This window comes from Cryocola sp. 340MFSha3.1, from assembly GCF_000383315.1.
Classification (GTDB): Bacteria; Actinomycetota; Actinomycetes; order Actinomycetales; family Microbacteriaceae; genus Leifsonia.
In genome coordinates this window covers 2,156,513-2,175,326 of record NZ_KB911087.1, presented here as the reverse complement: position 1 = coordinate 2,175,326, position 18,814 = coordinate 2,156,513, and the positions used below count along the sequence as shown (strand labels likewise).

16 protein-coding genes are annotated in these 18,814 nt (G+C 66.2%); 8 read left to right on the top strand and 8 right to left on the bottom strand.

Features of this window, described 5'->3' with window-relative positions:
* The first annotated feature begins 56 nt into the window (after positions 1-56).
* The 6 genes from H284_RS0110465 (at position 57) to H284_RS0110440 (ending at position 7,784) form a co-directional block, all read left to right on the top strand.
* On the top strand, positions 57-2,330 hold the full coding sequence (locus H284_RS0110465) for a DUF6049 family protein (protein ID WP_231371157.1): 2,274 nt from the start codon (positions 57-59) through the stop codon (positions 2,328-2,330).
* A complete protein-coding gene (gene murJ, locus H284_RS0110460) occupies positions 2,323-3,930 on the top strand; it encodes a murein biosynthesis integral membrane protein MurJ (RefSeq protein ID WP_018189020.1) in 1,608 nt (535 codons plus the stop codon). Before H284_RS0110465 ends, murJ begins: the two co-directional genes overlap by 8 nt.
* 84 nt (positions 3,931-4,014) lie before the next feature.
* On the top strand, positions 4,015-5,001 hold the full coding sequence (trxB, locus tag H284_RS0110455; protein WP_018189021.1) for a thioredoxin-disulfide reductase: 987 nt from the start codon (positions 4,015-4,017) through the stop codon (positions 4,999-5,001).
* A complete protein-coding gene (gene trxA, locus H284_RS0110450; protein WP_481299496.1) occupies positions 4,998-5,342 on the top strand; it encodes a thioredoxin in 345 nt (114 codons plus the stop codon). Before trxB ends, trxA begins: the two co-directional genes overlap by 4 nt.
* Before the next feature lie 136 nt (positions 5,343-5,478).
* Positions 5,479-6,804 (top strand): aminotransferase-like domain-containing protein, encoded by a 1,326-nt coding sequence (locus H284_RS0110445; protein ID WP_020076186.1) that lies wholly within the window; start codon positions 5,479-5,481, stop codon positions 6,802-6,804.
* A gap of 14 nt (positions 6,805-6,818) precedes the next feature.
* Positions 6,819-7,784, top strand: coding sequence for a D-alanine--D-alanine ligase family protein (locus H284_RS0110440; RefSeq protein WP_020076185.1), 966 nt, complete (start codon positions 6,819-6,821; stop codon positions 7,782-7,784).
* On the opposite strand, the gene H284_RS0110435 is transcribed toward H284_RS0110440, so the two are convergent.
* The 8 genes from H284_RS0110435 to rpmH form a co-directional block, all read right to left on the bottom strand.
* Positions 7,775-8,752 (bottom strand): ParB/RepB/Spo0J family partition protein, encoded by a 978-nt coding sequence (locus H284_RS0110435; protein WP_018189025.1) that lies wholly within the window; start codon positions 8,750-8,752, stop codon positions 7,775-7,777. The two genes, H284_RS0110440 and H284_RS0110435, sit on opposite strands and share 10 nt — an antisense overlap.
* On the bottom strand, positions 8,752-9,738 hold the full coding sequence (locus H284_RS0110430) for a ParA family protein (RefSeq protein WP_020076184.1): 987 nt from the start codon (positions 9,736-9,738) through the stop codon (positions 8,752-8,754). Before H284_RS0110430 ends, H284_RS0110435 begins: the two co-directional genes overlap by 1 nt.
* Positions 9,739-12,312: 2,574 nt before the next feature.
* Positions 12,313-12,939: a 16S rRNA (guanine(527)-N(7))-methyltransferase RsmG gene (gene rsmG, locus H284_RS0110425; protein ID WP_020076183.1), complete on the bottom strand. Its 627-nt coding sequence runs from the start codon at positions 12,937-12,939 to the stop codon at positions 12,313-12,315.
* Positions 12,940-12,953: 14 nt separating this feature from the next.
* A complete protein-coding gene (locus H284_RS0110420) occupies positions 12,954-13,511 on the bottom strand; it encodes a Jag family protein (RefSeq protein ID WP_020076182.1) in 558 nt (185 codons plus the stop codon).
* Between the two features lie 16 nt (positions 13,512-13,527).
* On the bottom strand, positions 13,528-14,490 hold the full coding sequence (yidC, locus tag H284_RS0110415) for a membrane protein insertase YidC (protein WP_020076181.1): 963 nt from the start codon (positions 14,488-14,490) through the stop codon (positions 13,528-13,530).
* Positions 14,491-14,499: 9 nt separating this feature from the next.
* Positions 14,500-14,829, bottom strand: a complete 330-nt coding sequence (yidD, locus tag H284_RS0110410) for a membrane protein insertion efficiency factor YidD (protein WP_018189030.1) — start codon at positions 14,827-14,829, stop codon at positions 14,500-14,502.
* Positions 14,826-15,212, bottom strand: coding sequence for a ribonuclease P protein component (gene rnpA / locus H284_RS20705; protein WP_081630390.1), 387 nt, complete (start codon positions 15,210-15,212; stop codon positions 14,826-14,828). Before rnpA ends, yidD begins: the two co-directional genes overlap by 4 nt.
* A gap of 9 nt (positions 15,213-15,221) precedes the next feature.
* Positions 15,222-15,359 (bottom strand): 50S ribosomal protein L34, encoded by a 138-nt coding sequence (gene rpmH, locus H284_RS0110405; protein ID WP_018189031.1) that lies wholly within the window; start codon positions 15,357-15,359, stop codon positions 15,222-15,224.
* A 447-nt stretch (positions 15,360-15,806) separates the two neighbouring features.
* Between rpmH and dnaA the strand changes: the two genes are divergently transcribed.
* Complete coding sequence (dnaA, locus tag H284_RS0110400; RefSeq protein WP_020076180.1) at positions 15,807-17,237, top strand: chromosomal replication initiator protein DnaA; 1,431 nt, start codon at positions 15,807-15,809, stop codon at positions 17,235-17,237.
* A gap of 413 nt (positions 17,238-17,650) precedes the next feature.
* Positions 17,651-18,796, top strand: a complete 1,146-nt coding sequence (gene dnaN, locus H284_RS0110395; protein ID WP_020076179.1) for a DNA polymerase III subunit beta — start codon at positions 17,651-17,653, stop codon at positions 18,794-18,796.
* Positions 18,797-18,814: the final 18 nt, after the last annotated feature.

The following is an 18,814-nucleotide window of genomic DNA, read 5'->3' as shown; positions in this document are numbered from 1 at the left end:
CAGGCGGCCTCTACAATCGACCACATGGAGGCCGAGTCGGGATCGCGCGTCGACGCATGACGGCAACCTCCTCCACCCTCCGGAGGGGTGCGTCGCTCCGCGCCCGTCTGCGTGTGACGGCGGCAGCCGTCGCCGTCGGGGCGCTCGCCGTTCTCGCAGGCGTCGCGCATCCCTCAGGTGCAGCGGAAGCGGTCACGCCGGCTCCGAAGGCCGCGGCCGGAACAGAGCTGACCGCATCCATCACCGCTGATGACGCGGGGGTTGTGACGCCCGGCAAAGACCTCGGGGTCTCGGTCACGGTCTCGAACCCGACCGACACCGCTTTCCAGTCGGGCACCGTCTCGCTCTGGGTCGATCCGGCGGCGCAGAACGACCGGAAGGCGTTGGCCTCGTGGCTCGCATCCACCGACTCCGTGTCGGGCGCCGTCGACCTCGGCAAGGCGCAGCTGAACACGCTCGAGCCGGGCTCGAGCACGGTGGTGCGCGTGACCGCGCCCGCGGCCTCGCTCCCGTTCGCCGGCCGCACGTCGTCGGCGGTGTTCGGGATCGGCGCCTCGGTGCTTGCCGGATCCTCGGACGCCACCGCGCGGGGCTCCGCCGTCTGGTACCCGGGCGGCACCGCGAAGCAGGCCAGCGTCAACGTCGCTCTGCCGATCGTCACGCCGTCCGGCACGAACGGGATCATCGCGGCAGACGACCTCGCGACCTACACGGCGCCCAACGGCATCCTCACCCGCGAACTCGACGGCCTCGCCGGACACACCACCGTCACGGTCGGCATCGATCCGATGATCATCGCCTCGATCCGAGCCCTCGGCAACGCGGCCCCGGCGAGCGCGCTCGACTGGCTGGAGCGGCTGGCCGACCTGCCCAACGAAACCTTCTCACTGGGTTACGGGGATGCTGACCTCGCCGGCCAGCTCCAGGCGGGCCTCCCGACGCCGCTGCAACCGACCTCGCTCTCGTACGCGATCGACCCGAAGAACTTCACGCCGGCGCCCACACCCGTGGGGGAGCCGGCCACGGCAACACCGACCCCCGCACCGAAGACCTCGACGTCGACGCCCAGCCCCACACCGACCACCAGCCCCGGGCCTGTGCTGCCGACGATGGATGAGCTGCTCGCCTGGGACTACACCCTCACCGGCATCGGCTGGCCGGGTGACAAGACGGTCCGTCGAGCCGACCTCGCACCGCTCGCGGCCGCCGGCCTGAAGACCACCATCGTCTCCGGCAGCAACACCAACGCGAACGACCTGAGCACGACCCCGAACGCGACCCTGAGCTCGGGAGACAGCCGCATCCTGGCCTCCGACCAGCCACTGAGCGACGCGCTGCGGCAGGCGATCTCCGCGCCCAGCGACGTCGCGTGGAACTCGGCCATGTCGAAGGTGAACGCTCAGCTTGAGCTCATCGCGCAGGAGTCCGGCGACGCGCGCCGGCTCCTCGTGGCGCTCGACCGCTCCTGGCCGTCGAGCGGAACGCAGTTCGAGCGAACGCTCAACGCGCTGTTCTCTTCGCCGTGGTCGGCTCCCGCCTCCTTCCCGGCGATCGCCGGCGCACCCCAGACCGCCGGTTTCGATCTCGTCGACACCCCGGAGAGCGCCGATCGCATCACCGGCATCCGCGCGCTCATCCAGGACGAGGTCGCGCTGGGTCAGTTCGCCACGGTGCTCGACGACCCGACGACGCTGACCGGCCGTACCCGTTCGGATCTGCTCGCACTGCTCGCGGTCTCGTGGCTGAACCCGCGGACCGACTGGAATACCGCCGTCGCGAAGGAGCGGGCAACGACGGACAAGACGCTGCACTCCATCCGCATCCTGCCGACGGAGAACGTCAACCTCGTGAGCGCCCAGGGGTCCATCCCCTTCACGGTGAGCAACGGCCTCACCGACGAAGCCGTGACGATCGTGCTGACCGCCGCTCCCTCCAACGGCCGGCTCGAGGTCGACCAGTCGACCACCAAGCGCATCGTCAAGGACTCGCGCGCGACCGTCCTCATCCCGGTCAAGGCCAAGGTGGGCAACGGCCAGGTCGTGCTGTCGCTGCATCTGTACAGCCCGACCGGCGTGCCCATCGGCGATCCGACTTCGGTGACGGTGGATGTGCACGCCGACTGGGAGGGCATCGGCGCGCTGATCTTCGGCATCCTGCTGGTGCTGCTGTTCGGCTTCGGGATCGTGCGGAACATCCTGCGGCGGCGGTCGAAGCGGGCTGAGGATGCCGCCGAGGCGGCTGAGGCCGAAGACGCCGAAGCCGAGGCTGTCCCGTCAGAGGGTTCCGACTCTGCGGCAGCATCCCCTCCGGAGGAGCGGCCCGGTGGCTAGCGTCGGCCGCGCCAGCGCGCTCCTCGCCTCCGGCACCCTCGTGTCGCGTCTTCTCGGGTTCGCGAAGGCGTGGCTCCTGGTGCAGGCGATCGGCGCGATCAGCTTCGCCGCGAACGCCTACGGCACCGCGACGATCGTCCCCAACAGCGTCTACGCGATCATCGCGCAGGGAATCCTCAACGCCGTCCTCGTCCCGCAGATCGTCCGCGCCTCCGTCAACGCAGACGGCGGCCGCGCGTACATCAACAAGCTCGTCACGCTCGGGATGGTCGTCTTCGCCGCGGTCGCGGTGGTCGCCACATTCCTCGCACCGGTCCTGGTCTCCCTCTTCGGCATCCCCGCCGCCCAGAGGGACCTCGCCACCGCGTTCGCCTACTGGTCGCTGCCGCAGATCTTCTTCCTCGGCCTCTACACGCTGCTCGGCGAGGTGCTGAACGCTCGCAAGTCCTTCGGGCCGTTCACCTGGGCGCCGGTCGTCAACAACGTGATCGCCATCGTGCTGCTCGCGGCTTTCATCCTTGCCTTCGGCACCGCCGCCTCCGGCAAGCACGACAGCGGCTGGTCGTTCTGGATGATCGCCCTGCTGGCCGGCGGTGCCACCCTGGGCGTGGCGGTGCAGGCGCTCATCCTGTTCGTCTTCTGGCGGCGGGTCGGGCTGCGCTTCCGGTTCGACTTCGGCTGGCGCGGGGTGAACCTCGGGACGGCGGGCAAGGCCGCGGGCTGGACGTTCGCCATGCTCATCGCCACCCAGATCGCCGGGCTGGTCGAGACGAACGTCTCCAACTCGGCGGGGGAGGCCAACGCCGGTCCCTTCGTCATGCAGAACGCGTGGCTGATCTTCATGCTCCCGCACGGCATCATCGCCGTCTCCATCGTGACCGCCTTCTATACGCGCATGGCCGAGCACGCGCATCGGGGCGCCACAGCCGACTTCCGTCAGGACTTCTCGTCGGCGGCGCGGTCGATTATGTTCCTCATCGTCTTCTCGTCGGCGGCCCTCATCGTCACGGCCTACCCGATCGCTCGCGTGTTCACCGGCGACTACCAGGCGATGGGGCTCGTCCTCATCGCGTACCTGGTCGGCCTCGTGCCCTTCTCCCTCGTCTTCATGGCGCAGCGGGCCTTCTACTCGCTGGGGGACACGCGCACGCCGTTCTTCTTCACCCTGGCCCAGGTCGCCGTCATCCTCGCCGGCGTGCTGCTCTGCTTCCTGGTGCCCGCCCCGAACCGGGCTGCCGCCGTCGCCCTCGTCGTCTCGATCGCCAGCTTCGTGCAGGCGATCCTGGCCTTCGCCCTGCTGCGCCGCCGGACCGGGGGAGTGGATGGGGCGCGCATCCTGAGCTCGCTCTGGCGCTTCCTCGTCGCCGCCCTCGCCGCCATGGCCGCCGGCGCGGGCTTCCTCATCATCCTCGGCGGCGTCGAGAAGGGGGCGTTTCCGGTGAGCGGCCCGATCGCGGCCGTCGTCGCCACGGCGATCGTCGGCGTGGTCATGCTCGTCGTCTACGTCGGCTTCCTGGGGATGCTGCGATCGCCCGACCTGGAGGCCGGTCTCGCGCCCCTCCTGGGCCGCGCCGGAAGGCGTTCACGCACGCCCAGGTGACACGGAATAGCATCCGCCTAGGATGTGTTCTACAGGTCGACGCCTCCAGACGAAGGTGTCGCGATCAGGTCAAGGAGTTCCGCCGTGCGGCAGATCATCATCATCGGTTCCGGCCCTGCCGGTTACACCGCGGCCATTTACGCGGCCCGCGCCAATCTGAAGCCGCTGCTGATCGCCTCCTCGGTCGAGGCCGGCGGTGAGCTGATGAACACTACGGAGGTCGAGAACTTCCCGGGGTTCCCGGAGGCCGTCATGGGCCCGGACCTCATGTTCAAGATGCAGGCGCAGGCCGAGAAGTTCGGCACCGAGATCGTCCTCGACGACGTCGTCTCCGTCGACCTGACCGGTGAGGTCAAGCGCGTCACGCTCGGATCGGGCGCCGTGCACGAGGCTCTCGCCGTGATCTTCGCGACGGGGTCCGCGTACCGCAAGCTTGGCCTGGAGGACGAAGAGCGCCTCTCCGGCCACGGCGTCTCCTGGTGCGCCACTTGTGACGGGTTCTTCTTCCGCCAGCGCACGATCGCCGTCGTCGGCGGCGGAGACTCGGCGATGGAGGAGGCCACCTTCCTCACCCGATTCGCCGACAAGGTGTACGTCATCCACCGTCGCGACTCGCTGCGCGCCTCCAAGATCATGCAGGACCGCGCGTTCGCCAACGACAAGATCGAGTTCATCTGGAACTCCGAGGTCGTGGCGATCGGCGGCGACGAGCAGGTGCAGAACATCACCCTCCGCAACCTGGTCACGGGCGAGGAGAGCGAGCTGCAGCTGCACGGTCTGTTCATCGCGATCGGCAACGACCCCCGCGTCCACTTGGTGCACGGTCAGCTCGACCTGACCCCCGAAGGTACGATCGCGGTCGACGGCCGGAGCTCGAAGACCAACCTGCCCGGCGTGTTCGCCGCAGGTGACGTCATCGACCCGACCTACCGCCAGGCGGTCACCGCCGCGGCGTCCGGTACGGTCGCCGCGCTCGACGCGGAGCACTACCTGACGACGCTTCCCCAGAACTTGCTCGACAGCGCAGCGGATGGCGCGTCGGGTGACCTCGAACTCACGACCACCGCATAAGGAGATACAAGAAAATGTCAGCAGCACGTTCGGTTACGGACTCCAGCTTCGAGCAGGACGTCCTCAACAGCGAGAAGACCATTCTGGTGGACTTCTGGGCTGAGTGGTGCGGTCCGTGTCGCGCCGTCGGCCCGATCCTCGACCAGATCGCCTCCGAGCACGCCGACAAGATCGAGATCGTCAAGCTCAACGTCGACGAGAACCCGCAGACCGCTGCGAAGTACCAGATCACCTCCATCCCCGCGATGAAGGTCTACCAGGGTGGCGAGGTCGTCAAGACCGTCATCGGCGCCAAGCCGAAGCCCGCCCTCGAGGCCGACCTGGCCGCCTACCTGGCGTAGCGCGACCCGTCCTTCTTCAGACCCGTCCGGCGCTCACCCGCCGGGCGGGTCTTTTTCGTACCCGGCGACGCACGATTTTCTCCGCAGTGCGTCGCCCCCATAGCATGGCTCAACGGCAGAGAAACGGAACTCACACGTGATCGAACAGGGCACTCCGCAGCAGCGGGGCAACAATCTGGACCCGTGGTATCACCACTACGCGCAGCGTACGAGCGGCCTCGCCGCCAGTGAGGTCCGAGCCCTGTTCGCCGTCGCCAGCCGCCCCGAGGTGGTCTCGCTGGCCGGCGGCATGCCGTTCGTCTCCGCCCTCCCGCAAGACCTGGTGGTCGGCGCGATGGATCGCGTCATGCGCGAGCAGGGAGCGGTCGCCCTCCAGTACGGCTCCGGTCAGGGCGTCCCGGCCCTGCGCGAGCAGATCCTCGACGTCATGGCGCTCGAGGGCATCAGCGGCAGCGCCGACGACGTCGTCGTTACCACCGGCTCGCAGCATGCCCTGGAGCTGTTCAGCAAGCTCTTCATCGATCCGGGCGACGTCGTGCTCGCCGAAGGGCCCAGCTATGTGACCGCGATGGTCATCTTCAAGTCGTACCAGGCCGAGGTGGACCACGTCCCGATGGATGCGCACGGCCTCATCCCCGAGGCGCTGCGCGAGCACATCGCGCGGCTGAAGGCGGCCGGACGACGCGTGAAGTTCCTGTACACCGTGCCGACCTTCCACAACCCCGCCGGCGTCACCCTGACCTGGGAGCGACGGCTGGAGATCCTCGCGATCGCGCGAGAGAACGACATCCTCGTGCTGGAGGACAACCCGTACGGGTTGCTCTACTTCGAGGAGAAGCCGCCCGCGGCGATGCGCTCGGTCGAGAAGGACGGCGTCGTCTACCTGGGGACATTCTCCAAGACGCTGGCTCCCGGGTTCCGGGTGGGCTGGGCCCTGGCGCCGCACGCCATCCGCGAGAAGCTCATCCTCGCCAACGAGGCGGCTGTGCTGAGCCCGAGTTCGTTCAGTCAGCTGGTGATCTCGGAGTACCTGCAGGACGCGGACTGGAAGGCGCAGATCGACACCTTCCGCGGCGTCTACCGGGAGCGCAAGGAGGCGATGATCTCCGCTCTGAACGAGCACCTGCCCGAGCTGAGCTGGACCGATCCCAACGGTGGGTTCTACGTCTGGCTCACCCTGCCGCCGCACCTCGACTCGAAGGCCATGCTCCCTCGCGCCGTGACCGAGCTCGTGGCCTATACGCCGGGCACGGCCTTCTATGCCGATGGATCTGGTGCTCACAACATCCGGCTGTCGTTCTGCTACCCGACTCCGGAGAACATCAGGGTCGGTGTGCGGCGGCTCGCAAACGTGATCGGCGGAGAGCAGGACCTGCTTGACACCTTCGCCGGCACCGGCCCGCTCGAAGCCTCTCAGCGCCGCAGCCGCACGAGCGCCAACCCTCCGACCGATCTGCGCTAGAGAAAGACCTGATCATGGCCGAAAAAGCAGCACTGAATGTCGTCGTCCTCGCCGGGGGAATCTCGCACGAGCGCGACGTCTCCCTGCGCACGGGGCGCCGCGTGGCCGACGGGCTGAACGCGCTGGGCCACACGGTGACCTTCCGCGACCCCGATGCCTCGCTGCTTGCCTTCCTGGAGGAGTCAGCGCCCGACGTCGTGTGGCCGGCGCTGCACGGTGCCAGTGGAGAGGATGGGGCACTGCGCGGCCTGCTGGAGATCACCGGCGTGCCCTTCGTGGGTTCGCGGGCCGACGCCTCCCGTCTTGCCTGGTCGAAGCCGACAGCGAAGACGATCGTCGCTCGTGCAGGAGTCGCGACACCGGAGTCGGTCACTCTTCCGCAGGAGACCTTCCGTGAACTCGGGGCGGGCAGTGTGCTCACGACCGTGCTCTCGGGACTGGACCTCCCGGTCGTCGTGAAACCCGCCCAGGGCGGGTCCGCGCAGGGCGTCACCATCGTGACGTCGGCCGAGGAGTTGCCGCGCGCCATGGTCGACGCGTACACGTATTCGGACGTCGCGCTGATCGAGCGCAAGGTCGAGGGCGTGGAGGTCTCGGTCGCGGTGGTGGACACCGGCGATGGTCCGGAGGCTCTGCCCGCGGTGGAGATCGAACCCGTCGACGGCGTGTACACCTTCGACGCGCGGTACAACGCGGGGGAGACCCGGTTCTACGTGCCCGCACGGCTGGACGAGAAGGTCCTGGAGGCGGTGGCCGAAGCGGCGCGTACCGCCCACAACGCGCTGGGCCTGCGGCATCTCTCGCGAATCGACCTGATCGTCGATGGCGCCGGCACGCCCTGGTTCCTCGAAGCGAACGTATTGCCGGGACTGACGGAGACGTCCATCATGCCGCAGGCCATCAGCGCCTCCGGGCGCGAGCCGGCCGAGGTGTACGCGGCGCTGGCTGCCGCGGCGATCGCCGACGCCTCTCAGCTGTAGCTGGGTTGCCCGATCTCGTCGAGGATCCGGTTGAGGTCTTGGATGGTCGCGAAGTCGACGACGATCTGACCCTTGCGTGCGCCCAGGGATATCTTCACCCGAGTGTTCAGCCGATCTCCCAGCTGACCAGCAATTTCATCCAAGTGGCCGCGGTGCCGACCTGCCGTCGCCTTAGTGCGCGGAGGCTTCGGGGTCTTGCTGGCGGCGGCCTCGGCCGCCCGCACGGAGAGGTCTTCGTTGACGATCTTGTCGGCGAGGCGGATCATCGCCTCCTGGTCGTCACCGAGTGACAGGATCGCGCGGGCGTGCCCTGCGCTGAGCACGCCGGCGGCGACACGCGCCTGCACCGACGCGGGCAGCTTGAGAAGCCGGATGGTGTTGGTGATCTGCGGACGAGAGCGTCCGATCCGGGTCGCCAGCTCTTCCTGGGTGATGCCGAAGTCGGCCAGGAGCTGCTGGTAGGCGGATGCCTCTTCGAGGGGGTTCAGCTGGCTGCGGTGGAGGTTCTCCAGCAGCGCGTCGCGCAGCATGTCCTCGTCCGCGGTGTCCTTGACCACCGCGGGGATGGAGTCCAGCCCGAGCTCCTTGGTCGCCCGCAGGCGGCGCTCGCCCATGATCAGTTCGTAGCGGCCCGGCTCGTCGGGGAGTGGACGCACGACGACCGGCTGGAGGACCCCGACCTCGCGGATGCTCGCGATCAGCTCGTCGAGGGCGTCTCGGTCGAACTCGGTGCGCGGCTGCACGCGGTTCGGGACGATGTCGGCGGGGGAGATGCTGGCGAGGCGAGCGCCGGGAACCGCGACCAGGTCGTCCTCGCGCTCCGCGACGGCGACCGCGGCCGATGAGCGGGCGGCGGCGCCTCCCGCGCTGTTATCAGGGAAGAAGACGTCGACGGGACGGGCGGACTGATCGCTGGTGGGGATGAGTGCGCCGATTCCTCGGCCCAATCCGGTGCGCTTCGCTGCCATTAGCGGGGTACTCCTCTTCGTGCGATCTCGGCGGCCGCCTCCATGTAGGAGAGGGAACCGCTGGAGTTGGTGTCGTAGCTGATGACGCTCTGGCCGTAGCTGGGTGCTTCGGAGATGCGGACGGAGCGGGGGATGATCGTGTCGAGCACCTCGTTGGGGAAATGCTCACGAACATCCGCAGCGACCTGGTGAGCGAGGTTCGTGCGGGAGTCGTACATCGTCAGCAGGATCGTGGACACCTGCAGCCGGGGATTCAGATGACGCTCGATCAGCTGGATGTTCTTCAGCAGCTGGCTGAGGCCCTCCAGCGCGTAGTACTCGCACTGGATGGGGATGAGCACTTCGCTGGCAGCAACGAACGCGTTGATCGTGAGGAGCCCGAGTGACGGCGGGCAGTCGATGAGTACGTAGTCGATGTCGTACTCGTCGAGGAAGCGGTTGAGGGCGCGCGACAGCCGCTGCTCCCGCGCCACCATGGAGACGAGTTCAATTTCGGCGCCGGCGAGGTCGATGGTCGCCGGAACAACGAAGAGCCCATCGAACTCCGGGCTCTTCTGGATCACCTCTTCGAGCTCTCGGTCGTTCACCACTACGTCATAGACGCTGGGCGTTCCTTCGCGGTGCTCGACACTGAGGGCCGTCGATGCGTTGCCCTGCGGGTCGAGGTCGATCACCAGCACCCGCGCGCCCGATTTGGCGAGCGCCGCGCTCAGGTTGACCACCGTGGTGGTCTTGCCGACGCCACCCTTCTGATTCGAGATGGTGAAGATGCGCGTCTGAGAGGGAAGCGGCAACGTTGTGGACGCGATCACCTGCCGACGGCGGGCCAGGTCCTGAATCTCCTCCGCCAGGGGAGTACCCACGTCAAAGCTGTCGTCGGTCGTGTCGGCATCCGTCACGCTGTCGATCTCACCTACTCCGCCGTGCTCGTCCTGATCGTGCTCGTCCTGATGGGATTGTTTCACGTGAAACTCGCGTCGCTCCATAATGCGTGGCACCGGCTTCCGGCTGGTCGTCGGCGCACCAGCAGCGCACCCGTGAACCACTCTAACTCGGATGTCCGACGCTTTCCGCGCGGCGCGCAACCTGTGGAGAAGTGTCGTTCCGATCGCGCGCATGGGTGGTGCGGCGTGGTCTGTTTCACGTGAAACGTTGGCCTGTGTCGTCGCTGTCTTCCGGTCGGGGCGGCCCGCATCTATCTGTGCCCCAGCTGATCAGTCCCGCGACGGCAAACTCCGTCCTGCGCGCGTTTCACGTGAAACCATGATGACGCCACCACCACCCGCCCAACACCTCGAGGCTTGAATTTCCCCACGGAGCCATCATGGTCGACTGGCCGGAGTGTCTCGAGTCCTGAGGGACTAACGAGTACGCCGGCGCGCAGCTGGGGAATGGGCAGGATCGCAGCGGTCTGGCTGGGGGAGTGCTTGGGCCCCGACCGCCCGGTATCGATCGGGAACCTATTCGTAACTTCACGGGATCCGCGTCACCAATCGCAGATCGCGTCCATACCCGAACGGCCGCTCTTGAGTCGGCGGGGAGGATGTGTGTCTGTCCTGGAGTGCTCCCGCGTCCTGCGCTGGCCCGCTGCTGCGCGCACGCGGTCGTAATCGAAACCGGAGGGCTTGTCCGGGTCAATTCTCGACGAGGAACGGTGGCGAACTGAGGGCTTCCTCTCATGGCGAGCTGAGCGCCGCGCGTCGAATGGTCTGCCAAGCTCCCTCAGCCCTTGCACGTCCGGTCAGACTCCGCCGATCGCATGGCGATGTGTCGGGAATCCGCATCGTTTCACGTGAAACGACATCACGCCTGCCCAGCCTGCCGTGGCTACAGGGCGCGGAGTCCCGCCCCAATCCTCTCGAGCACCCACGGGGCCGTGCCGGTTGCGGACTTCCGCCCCCCGCCGCAAGGCCGCCGCGAAAGCCCGCGGCGAAAGCGCCACGCAACCCCGACATAAGCCTGCTGCAAAAATCCCTCGACACCCCGCCACGAAACCCCGCCGCAGAGGCCTCGCGAGAGCCCCGCCACGCATCCCCTACGCAACCTCGGCACGAAACCCCGCCGCGAAAGCCCCGCGAAAGCCCGCGACCCACGCCTCGCGCAACCCGTCACCCACGCCTTACGCAAACCCGCCACGAAAGCCCGCCACGGAAGCCCGCCACCCACGCCTCAGGAAACCCCGCCATCCACGCCCTACGCAACTCGTGGCAAAAGCCGACCGCGGAAGCCACGCACCCAGCCCTGGTACCAAGGTCCGGCGCTGAATCCGGCACGAAGCTCGCTACAGAGCGCGCTTCTACTCGAGGTCGCCACTGTCGGCCCGTAAACAGCTGGCGAGAGTCCCGAATACGATCTCTTCCCGCGATCACAGCCGGCTGTTTCACGTGAAACTTGCGCCGCATCCTGCATGGCGTGCGGTCGACGGTGCACAATGACTCCAAGTGGCGGCCCCAGCGCCGCTAAGACGTAGCCCGTCCTTTACCGTCCGTCCGTTTCCGTACGTCGAGTCATCGGTCACAATGAGCTCGGGAGCTCGTGAACTCCCGCCAATCGTTCACTGGACTCCGGTTGCGCTGATATCGCGCTCACCTGTCATCTCGCCTTCCGTCGCCCCGGAGTCGCACGCACAACGGAGCCTCCGGGGAACTGGCGAGATAGCTCAGGTCGCGGCTAGGCCCAAGAGCTGCAAACCAGGGGAGTCTTTCCATTCGAAGGACTCAGGTCTTCGACGCCCGGTCGGGGTAGGACGAAGCTGAGACGCGCCCCCTTACGGCGGTGATCCGCATTTTCCGCCCGCGGAGTCGATCCCAGATACAGCCAGAGTCCTGACTCCTCGGCTCCTCGTCCCTGGTCGAAACATGCGGCGGTTCCGCCTTTGGGCGCGCTGGCCGGACCGGACTCGCAGCGCTATAACCGACCGAGCGACTGCCGCCCAACCCAGCGAACGTGAAAGTGACCGCCGGACCAGCACGCCCCGCCGGCGTTTCACGTGAAACACCGACGCGTCCGAATATGGGCTCGCTGAGGCGGCGAGTGTCCAAGGATCCACGGGCGCCGAACAACGCAGCGCGCTCGCCACCCGGTCGCCGTACATGCGTTCGGGCCGGTCGCCCCGGCCTCTCGCCTGAACATGCGACGACGACCATATGAAACGAGTAGAGCCTGGACTGGGACAAGAGCGTTGCGGCATCCCGCCCACGAAGGCACGCGAGGTGCACACGCCGTCGTACCTCCGCGTCTCCCAAGTCCCGTCAGCGATCGGCGCGGCTCCCCGAAACGAGAGCACGCCCCAGGTCGTCGACGTTGGCGTCACTCGAGCGCTGCCACTCTCCGAAAGAACAATCCAGCCGCCGGTCAGTCAGCTCCGAGGGGAGAGTCAACGATGTCGCGGACATGCTCTGTCCCTGTCTCGACCGCGAAACATGCCCCGCAGACCCGAAATCGACACCGGAGCCAGCGTCGAACATCGCCTCAGAATGGCTCTGACACAACGGAAGCACGTGCTCCGGTTGTCGGAGAGGGATCCTAAGCCCGATCGCAGCGTCGCCGGGAGGCCGGGATCAGCGCACGCGAGCGCGAATGACGCGCGTGACTTCTGTCAAGACACCCTCACCGAGGGTCAGAACCTCGATATCGGTCACCTTGTACTTCCGGATCTCCTTGGTCGCGGCCTCGACCTCGGCCGGGGCCGCCGCGCCCTTCATGAGGACAAGCTCGCCGCCGTCACGGACGAGGGGAGCGGTCAGCGGAAGGAGCTTGCGGAAGGCGCTGACGGCACGAGCCGTCACCTGGTCGAGCGGATCATCGATCCTCGCGTCCTCGGCGCGGGCGCGAAGGACCACCACGTTGTCGAGACCCAGCTCCGCGACCTGCTCATTCAGCCAGGCGACTCGACGCTCCATCGGCTCGATCAAGACGAAAGACACGTCAGGCCGGGCAATGGCGAGCACCAGTCCCGGCAGCCCGGCCCCGCTTCCGACATCCCCAACTCGCCCTGGCCGAAGCAGGGGAGCGACGATCGCGCAGTTCAGGATGTGACGCGACCAGAGGCGGGGGAGTTCCAAGGGTCCGATGAGACCGCGTTCCTCACCCTGTTGCGCGAGGTTGTGCGTGAACTCGCGGGCGAGGTCGATGCGGTCGCCGAAGAGGACGGCCGCCGCTTCGGGTTCCTGCTCGACGTCGGTCACAGTTTCACGTGAAACTAGCTGGCGGTGATGACCGTGTAACGGTCACGGCCTTCGCCACGCGAGGTCGACACATAGCCGCGCTCCGAGACCACGTCGTGCACGAGCTTGCGCTCGTAAGACGACATGGGAGGAAGGGCAGCCTCCGCTGCCCCCTCATCGAGCCGCTCGATCGCGCGGTCGACGAGACGTGCCAGCTCGGCCTGGCGTGCATCGCGCGAGCCGGCGATGTCCAGGATCAAGCGCGAGTAGCCGCCGGTCTGGTTCTGCACGGCCAGGCGCGTCAGCTCCTGAAGCGCGGCAACGGTGTCGGCGTTGGCCAGGAGCGAGAGGTTGGACGACTCGTCGTCGGTGTTGACCGAGATGTACGCACGACCGTTGCGGGTGTCGATGTCGATGTCGCCGTCGATGTCGGCGATGTCGAGCAGCTCCTCGATGTAGTCGGCCGCGATATCACCCTCGCGGTCAAGGTCGGCAGCGGTCGGCTCGTCCTTCTCGACAGAGACGGAAGCGTCGTCCGCCACCACCTCGGTGAGGTCGGCGGGATCGGGGGAGGAGGTCTGCACGTCGGTCATCGGTTGAAGATCCTAACTACTTTCCGGCCTGCTTCTTCGCGCGAGCCTTGCTCACCGGCTGAACGCGCTGGACCTGCTTCTTGGGCTGCTCCTCGACGGTCAGCACAGTCGCGCCATCCGGCTGGACCAGCTTGCCCTTCTTCGCCAGGCGCGCCTCCCGAGCCTTTGCCGCGTCCGACCCGGGGGTCGGCATGTTGCGGATGACGAGGAACTGCTGACCCATGGTCCACAGGTTCGAGGTCAGCCAGTAGAACATGACACCGAGCGGGAAGGCGAAACCGGAGAAGAGGAAGACGAAGGGGAGCAGGTACAGCAGAATGCGCTGCTGCTTGAACTGCGGGCTCGCCTTGGTCTCCGGCGACATGTTCTTCGAGACGATCTGCAGCTGCGTGAGGAACTGCGACCCGGTCATCAGAATAACCATAACGGCCGCGATGATCATGACGGCGACCTGCGGGGGGTGCGCGTTCATCGCACCCTGGAAGCTCTGGTGCAGCGGTGCGACGCCGAAGAGCGTCGCATTTCCGAACTGCTGCGCAAGCTCCTCGTTCAGCGGGCCGACACCGGCGTGACCGCTCTGGGCGCCGTTGAGCACCTGGAAGAGCGAGAAGAAGACAGGCATCTGGAGCAGGAGAGGGAGGCACGAACTCAGCGGGTTGGTGCCGGTCTTCTTGTAGAGGTCCATCGTCTCGCGCGACATGGCCTCACGAGAGAACTGATCCTTCTTGCCCTTGTACTTGTCCTGGATCTTCTTCAGCTGCGGCGCGATCTCCAGCATTCGTCGCTGGTTCTTGATCTGGCGCACGAAGATCGGGATCAGCGCTGCGCGCACGACGACCGTCAGTCCGACGATGGCCAGCACCCAGGTGATGCCCGCAGCCGGGTCCAGCCCCATCTGGGTGAACAGCCAGTGGAAGGCGACGAGGATCAGCTCCACGACCCATTTGATGGGCCAGAGGATGGTACCGATGATGTCCATGTGTTGTTGCTAGGCCCTTCGCTGACTGATGACGCTGCCGTGGGTGGTGGCGACGACGAATCCGAACGGGGTCACCCGATACCGCGGCTTCTTCGCCGGGGGGACGTCGTCGACCCCGCCGGCCGCCCACGGGTGGCACCGGGCGATGCGCCGGATGCCGAGGAACGAGCCCACGACCACGCCGTGCTGCTGGATGGCCTGCAATGCATAGGCCGAACACGACGGGTAGTACCGGCAGACGTCACCGTAGAGCGGCGAGATCACGGCCCGATACGCACGCAGCACCAGCACCGCGGCATTGCGCGGCGCGAGGAGCACTGCTGCGAGCGCGGTGTTCATGAACGGACGCTGCCCTTACTGAGATGACTGCGGCTGGTGAAACGAGAGGATGCCCGTGAGAGCTCTTCGTGCAGGCTAGCCCACGGTGCTTGAACGGAGGCTGGCAATGCGCGCACGACCACGTCGAGCCCGGCAGTATCGCCCGGACTCGGAGAGTAGAGCGGAAGCAGATCGTAGGCGGCGGCCTTGAGCCGGCGCCGGACCCGGTTCCGCATGACCGCGTTACCGACCGTCTTGCTCACGATAAAGCCGAATCGCACCACACTGGAGTCCGGATTCGGGCGGATGTACGTGACGGTGGACGCTCCAGTGAAGCGAGCACCGCGTCGTACGGTCGCCCGGTAGTCCGCCCCCCGCGTGATGCGATTGGCTTTCGCGAGCACCGGAAGCGGTTACGCCGAGAGCTTCTCGCGGCCCTTGCGGCGGCGAGCGGAGAGGATGGCGCGACCCGCGCGGGTGCGCATGCGCAGACGGAAACCGTGGGTCTTCGCACGCTTGCGGTTGTTCGGCTGGAAAGTTCTCTTGCTCATATCTATCTCCGTGGTGGTCTCTTCACAGGCCTGTGCTGAGAGAAAGAGCCAGCACGGGGAGGCCAGGAAAGTTACAGGGCAGCCGGAACGGCCGCAAGTCAACTGATTAAAACTACGGCCTGGGGTGGGACGAGGTCAAACCGATCGAGTCAAATCCACTGATTATGCACGGTATTAGCAGGGAAGCGATGGCCGACGCGCCGACGTATGCCGCCGATCGGATTTGATCGCTCTTCTGTGGACAAGTTACCGTGAGGTCGAAAGTTATCCCCAGGCCATGCCAATTCTGGCCGGAGATCGCTACGGTATTGCTCACACAGCGGTGGATAACTCTGTGAATACCCACCGGCGGCATCCGAAGCCGCCAACCCGACGAGAGTCACCGGGGGTCGACTCGTCCCCTCGTCGGGCTGACGGCATCCGCAACACAGACGAAGACGGGGAACGATGGCAGGCGGCGAAGAGTCCATAGCTGCGGCATGGCAGGACGTGCTCGGAAAGCTCGAGACGGACGACCGGATCACCCCGCAGCTGTACGGGTTCCTCAGCCTGGTCGAGCCCAAGGGCATCATGGCCGGCACCTTCTATCTGGAGGTGCCCAACGAGTTCACACGCGGAATGATCGAGCAGCGCAGCCGGGTCCCGCTCCTCCACGCGATCGGCTCGCTCGACGACGAGCTCCAGGTCAACACCTTCGCGATCGTGGTCAACCCCGAGATCCAGCAGGACACGATGGCCGGCCCTGCGCCGGAGACCGAATCGGCGCCCTCTTATGTCGAGCAGGCCGCTCCGGTCATCTCGACGCCCACCGAGATCACGGCACCGCCGCGTGGCGGCGACACCCGGCTCAACGCCAAGTACAGCTTCGACAACTTCGTCATCGGCCAGTCCAACCGCTTCGCGCACGCGGCCGCGGTTGCCGTGGCCGAAGCGCCGGCCAAGGCTTACAACCCGCTCTTCATCTACGGCGACTCGGGCCTCGGCAAGACACACCTCCTCCATGCCATCGGCCACTACGCGATGAGTCTCTACCCGGGGATCCGTGTCCGATACGTCTCGTCGGAGGAGTTCACGAACGACTTCATCAACTCGATCGCGAACAACCGCGGCTCGTCGTTCCAGGCGCGCTACCGCAACATCGACATCCTGCTGATCGACGACATCCAGTTCCTCCAGAGGGCGGTCGAGACGCAGGAGGCGTTCTTCCACACCTTCAACACGCTCCACGACCACAACAAGCAGGTGGTCATCACCTCCGACCTCCCACCCAAGCACCTCACCGGCTTCGAGGACCGCATGCGGTCGCGCTTCGAGTGGGGCCTGATCACCGATGTCCAGGTACCGGACCTCGAGACCCGCATCGCGATCCTCCGCAAGAAGGCGCAGAGCGAGAAGATCCAGGTTCCCGACGACATCCTGGAGTTCATGGCCTCGAAGGTGTCGAGCAACATCCGCGAGCTCGAGGGGACGCTCATCCGCGTCACCGCCTTCGCGAGCCTGAACCGCACCCCGGTGGACATGCCACTCGTTCAGACCGTCCTGAAGGACCTGATCACGCTCGACGACGACAACGTCATCGCGCCGACGGACATCATCACCAACACCGCCGAGTACTTCAAGCTCAGCGTCGACGACCTCTACGGCTCCAGCCGGTCGCAGGCGGTCGCCACCGCCCGGCAGATCGCCATGTACCTGTGCCGCGAGCTGACGAATCTCTCTTTGCCCAAGATCGGCCAGCTGTTCGGCGGCCGCGACCACACCACGGTCATGTACGCGAACAAGAAGATCAGCGAGCTCATGAAGGAGCGGCGCTCGATCTACAACCAGGTCACCGAGCTCACGAGCCGGATCAAGCAGAATCACCGCTACGGCAAGTAGCGACGCGCCCCTCTAGCGCAGAACTTATCCACATATCCATCCCCAGAGTGGGGACAAAGCGTTATTAACACTTGTGGATAACTTGTGGAGAGCTTCCGGAGAACCACACGTTTAATGGGGACTGCGCTCGCGATGCTGTGAAAAGGCGTCGCTCGGCCCCACCCCTGCGGATCGTTGTGAACAGCCGGAATCCTCAGGTCATCAACAAGTCACCGACGTGTAGTTCCCTGTGATCGCGCGGCCTCAACAGAGTTATCCACATTTTCCACAGCGGTTAACACGATTACTCCTTAACTCTTTTCAATGAGGGCAGACGACAACCTCAAGGGGTCGAGCGAGCACCGCATCCGCGTCACAGGGCAGGCGCTAGGATTTGTGACGTCCGTGACCGTCAAGCCGACAGAGGTGACTTCGTGAAGTTCCAAGCCAATCGGGATGTGTTCAGCGAGGCTGTCTCCTTCGCGGTGAAGCTCCTGCCGCAGCGGACGACCCTGCCCATCCTGAGCGGTGTCCTCATCGAGACGACGGACAACGGACTCCAGCTGTCGTCATTCGACTACGAGGTATCTGCGCAGACAGAGATCGCCGCAGAGGTCGAAGAACCCGGACGTGTCCTGGTCTCCGGTCGCCTCCTCGCCGAGATCGCCTCGAAGCTTCCGAACGCACCGGTGCAGTTCTCGACCGAGGAGTCGAAGATCGTCGTCCGTGCCGGATCGGCGAACTTCACCCTGCTGTCCATGCCGGTCGAGGAATACCCGAGCATCCCGCAGGTCGGCGGCGATGCCGGGCTGGTGCCCGCGGAGGAATTCGCCGAAGCCGTAGCGCAGGTGGGCGTCGCCGCCTCGCGCGACGATGTGACCCCCGTGATCACCGGCGTGCAGCTCGAGGTCGGCGACAACACGCTGGGGCTCGTCGCCACCGACCGGTACCGTGTCGCCGTTCGCGAGATCGACTGGGACAACGGCACCACGTCCGGTGAGCCCGTGACCGCGCTCGTTCCGGCCCGGACGCTCACCGAGATCGGCAAGACCTTCGGGCACAGCGGCAACGTCTCGATCTCCATCACCAACCGCGACGACCGCGAGTTGATCGCGTTCACCGCGGACAGGAAGACCGTCACGTCGCTCCTGATCAAGGGCAACTTCCCCCCGGTCCGCCGGCTCTTCCCTGAACAGGTCGACAACTACGCGGTGATGAACACCGCCGAGCTCATCGAGGCGACCCGCCGAGTCGCTCTCGTCCTCGAGCGCGAGGCCGCGCTCCGCTACACCTTCACCGCCGACGGGCTGACGCTGGAAGCGATCGGATCCGAGCAGGCGCAGGCATCCGAGAGCATCGACGCTCTTCTCACTGGCCAGGAGACGGTGGTTTCATTGAAGCCGCAGTTCCTGCTCGATGGTCTCGGTGCGGTGCACTCGGAATTCGTGCGCATCTCGTTCACCAAGACCGAGAACCCCAACAAGCCGGGCCCTGTGCTCATCACGAGCCAGACGTCCAAGGATCAGGCAGGCGCGGACTCTTACAAGTATCTGCTCCAGCCCAACCTGCTCCTGCGCTAGAACCCGGCGCCGCTGAAG